Source organism: Streptomyces phyllanthi, assembly GCF_009377205.1.
In the GTDB taxonomy this organism is placed as follows: domain Bacteria; phylum Actinomycetota; class Actinomycetes; order Streptomycetales; family Streptomycetaceae; genus Streptomyces; species Streptomyces phyllanthi.
On sequence record NZ_VJZE01000735.1, the window covers coordinates 1 to 2,853 of the forward strand.

Annotated in this window: 3 protein-coding genes and 1 pseudogene; 3 read left to right on the forward strand and 1 reads right to left on the reverse strand. The window is 69.4% G+C overall.

The annotated features are described in order from the left end of the window. Together FNH04_RS44135 and FNH04_RS44140 are read left to right on the forward strand one after the other, a co-directional pair. Window positions 1-211: pseudogene (locus FNH04_RS44135) on the forward strand (hypothetical protein); the annotation flags it as partial. Between the two features lie 16 nt (window positions 212-227). After that, window positions 228-992, forward strand: coding sequence for a bestrophin-like domain (locus tag FNH04_RS44140; protein ID WP_152791861.1), 765 nt, complete (start codon window positions 228-230; stop codon window positions 990-992). A 309-nt stretch (window positions 993-1,301) separates the two neighbouring features. On the opposite strand, the gene FNH04_RS44145 is transcribed toward FNH04_RS44140, so the two are convergent. Further along, window positions 1,302-1,790 carry a hypothetical protein gene (locus FNH04_RS44145; protein WP_152791862.1) on the reverse strand — a complete coding sequence of 163 codons (489 nt, stop codon included), beginning with the start codon at window positions 1,788-1,790 and terminating at the stop codon, window positions 1,302-1,304. Window positions 1,791-2,123: 333 nt separating this feature from the next. Here FNH04_RS44145 and FNH04_RS44150 point away from each other — a divergent pair, with 333 nt between their 5' ends. Then, window positions 2,124-2,786: a class F sortase gene (locus tag FNH04_RS44150; RefSeq protein ID WP_152791863.1), complete on the forward strand. Its 663-nt coding sequence runs from the start codon at window positions 2,124-2,126 to the stop codon at window positions 2,784-2,786. Window positions 2,787-2,853: the final 67 nt, after the last annotated feature.

Consider the following 2,853-nt stretch of genomic DNA (forward strand, 5'->3'; position numbering starts at 1 on the left):
TGTGTATAAGAGACAGGTGCACAAGCCGCCCCCCGCGCCGAAGCCCACGCCGAGTGTGCGGCCCGAGCCGTCGCCGGCCTCGGTTGCCTACCCGCCGTACCGGACGCCGTCGCGCAGGCAGGCGCCGAGCGGCGGCCCGTCCCTCGTCACCCTCACTCTGCTCGTCACCGCGCCCGCGGTGTTCGCCGTCGCCGCGCTGCGTCCGCGCTGACCCCTGGAGGAACCTCTTGTCGGAATGGCTTGTTCTCACCCTCGCGATGGCGGCCGCGTGCGTCGTCGTGCTCGTCGTGGCCGTCGTACGGCATCACACGGCGCCCGATGACGACGACCCGTCCGAGACCCCCGACGTGATCGAGTACTGCACGATGATGATCGGCGTGGTCTATGCCATCGTGCTGGGTCTGGCCATCGCCGGTGTCTGGGAGGCCCGCAGCGTCGCCCAGGACCACGTCCAGCGGGAGGCACAGGCCCTGCACGAGATCACGGAACGGGTCCGCGTCTACCCGGAGGACGTCCGCGAGCGGATCCGGGACGACGTCGACACGTATGTCGGCCATGTCGTCACCAAGGAGTGGAAGACGATGGCCGAGAAGGGCGAGCTGACCGGCCGCGGCGCCCGGCTCTTCGACCGTATCCGCGAGGACGTCACCGACTACGAGCCGCGTACGGAGTTCGAGGCGCAGGCGTACCAGCCGCTCGTGGACCAGGTGGCCGCGGCGGACGCCGCGCGCAACGCCCGCGCCGACTCGACGGGCGCGACCATGCCGGGGGTCGTGTGGTTCGGGCTTCTCGCCGGCGCGGTCGTCACGGTCGGGATGGTGTTCGCCCTGCAGATCCAGCGCAGTGCGCGTGAGCTGGTCCTCGCGGGGCTGTTCTCCGCCCTGATCGCCTTTCTGCTCTTCCTGATCTGGGACTTCGACGCGCCCTACAGCCGGGGGGTCTCGGCGTCGGCGGACGCGCTGCTGGCTCTCTTCCCCGACGCGCGCGGGTAGGGCGGCGCTCCGGCCCGTGCGGAGAGCAGCCTGTTCAGCCTGTACCGGAACCTGGCCCACAGCACAGCCCTTCGCCCCGGTTTCCTCAGGGGCCCGGGGCGAAGGGCTGTCGACGTGCGATCCGGCGTGGGAGAGGACATGGTCGGGATGGCGTGTGGGAGACGGCGTGTGCGGGACGAGGTGTTCGAGATGACGTGCGAGCCAATCCTCAGGAGGGGGAGCAGTGGCCGGCTCTCCCTGTCGCTGACTTCCTGTCCGGGTCCACCTGTTCAGCTCCCGCTGTTCAGGTCTTCCTGTCCTGCCCGTCGCTCAGATCCTGCCCTCGGAGCGACGACGCATCCAGAACACACCACCGCCGACCAGCGCGGCGGTCACCAGCCCGCCGCCGATCGCGATGTCGGTCGGCGTCGCCCCGGAGGTGCTGCTGCCGCCGATACCGCCACGGACACCGCCGACAACGGTGAAGACGCCGTTGAACGTCCTCCTCCGGTTCTCGCAGTTGGTGGTGACGCTGTACGTACCGGGGCTGGCGTTCGAGTTGACGGTCACGGTCGCCGTGGCCGTCTCGCCGCCCATCGACTTCAGCGCTGTGGTCGGAAAGGCCGTCGAGCTGACGGTGCTGCCGGCCAGCGTGCACGCACTGCCATGGACGGTGATCTTCAGCTGTCCGCCCTGGGCGATGACGTTGGGCATGGCGGTGACCGAGGTCGGGTCGTTCCACGCGGCGGCCGTCGGGGCGCCGAGCCCGATCACGGCGACCGCGGCGGCGGACGCCGCCAGGGCACGAGTAGTACGCATGTGATCCTCCGGAGGAAGACGCCCCGGGACCCGTCCCCGGTCGATCGGCGAGAAAGCGCCTCCCAGACAGACCCTCAGACGCCGTGGGACGGGCCGCATGTCGAGAATGGTCCGTCCCGGTGAGAGGACACGCCGGGGCATTCCGCACAATGGGATATCGCCGCAGGTCAAGCACCATTGGAAATTTCTGCCGACGGCAACTCGGATGGCGCAGGACTCGTTTTTCCGCCGCCACCCGTTCGTACTTGCCCCGTCGCCGAGTCCGCGCGCTGCGATTAGCGTTCTCTTATGCGTGACGGACGCGGCGACGGCCTGGGCGAGAGGGGATGGCGAATGTCTTCGTCCGAGCTGGCCGAAGAGGAGGGGCGGCGGAGGAAGCGCGCCCCGTGGGGCGTGATAGCGCTGGTTCTGCTGACCGGTCTCGCGCTCATCCGGAACGGTTCGGGCGAGTTCGACGAGGGACCGCCCCAGCCCGCGTCGGCCGCTGCCGCCGACGGTCGCGCCACCGACGGCACGTTCGCCACGGCACCGTCGGCACTGCCGTACTCCGAGGTCAGCCGGATCAGGATCCCGGCGATCCAGGTCGACGCGCCGGTCATGCCCGTGGGCCTGGACCTGGAGGGCTGGGTCGACGCGCCGCCGCCCGAGGACCCGAACCTCGCGGGCTGGTTCACCGGGGCGGTGTCCCCCGGCGAGAAGGGGACGGCCGTTCTCGTGGGCCACGTCGACAACCAGCAGGGGCCCGCCGTCTTCTACGGGCTCGGGGCGCTCAAGAAGGGGAACCAGGTCGAGGTTCTGCGCAACGACGGAAAGACGGGCGTTTTCGAGATCTACGGCATCGAGGTGTTCGAGAAGCACAACTTCCCCGGAGACCGTGTCTACGGGAACAGTGGCGTCCCGGAAGTGCGGGTCATCACGTGCGGCGGGGGTTTCACGAAACAGGACGGCTACGCCGGGAACGTCGTTGTTTTCGCCCGCATGGTCGCAGTCCGCTGATTTTTTTCGGGGCTGTGCCCTGGACCCCCGTTTCGATACGTGAGGGGGCCGGTCCGCGTGTGCGGAC

Bases quoted from the DNA above. Each gene is read 5' to 3' on its own strand.
- FNH04_RS44145 (WP_152791862.1), bottom strand. From the start codon at position 1,790: ATGCGTACTACTCGTGCCCTGGCGGCGTCCGCCGCCGCGGTCGCCGTG.
- FNH04_RS44150 (WP_152791863.1), top strand. From the start codon at position 2,124: ATGTCTTCGTCCGAGCTGGCCGAAGAGGAGGGGCGGCGGAGGAAGCGC.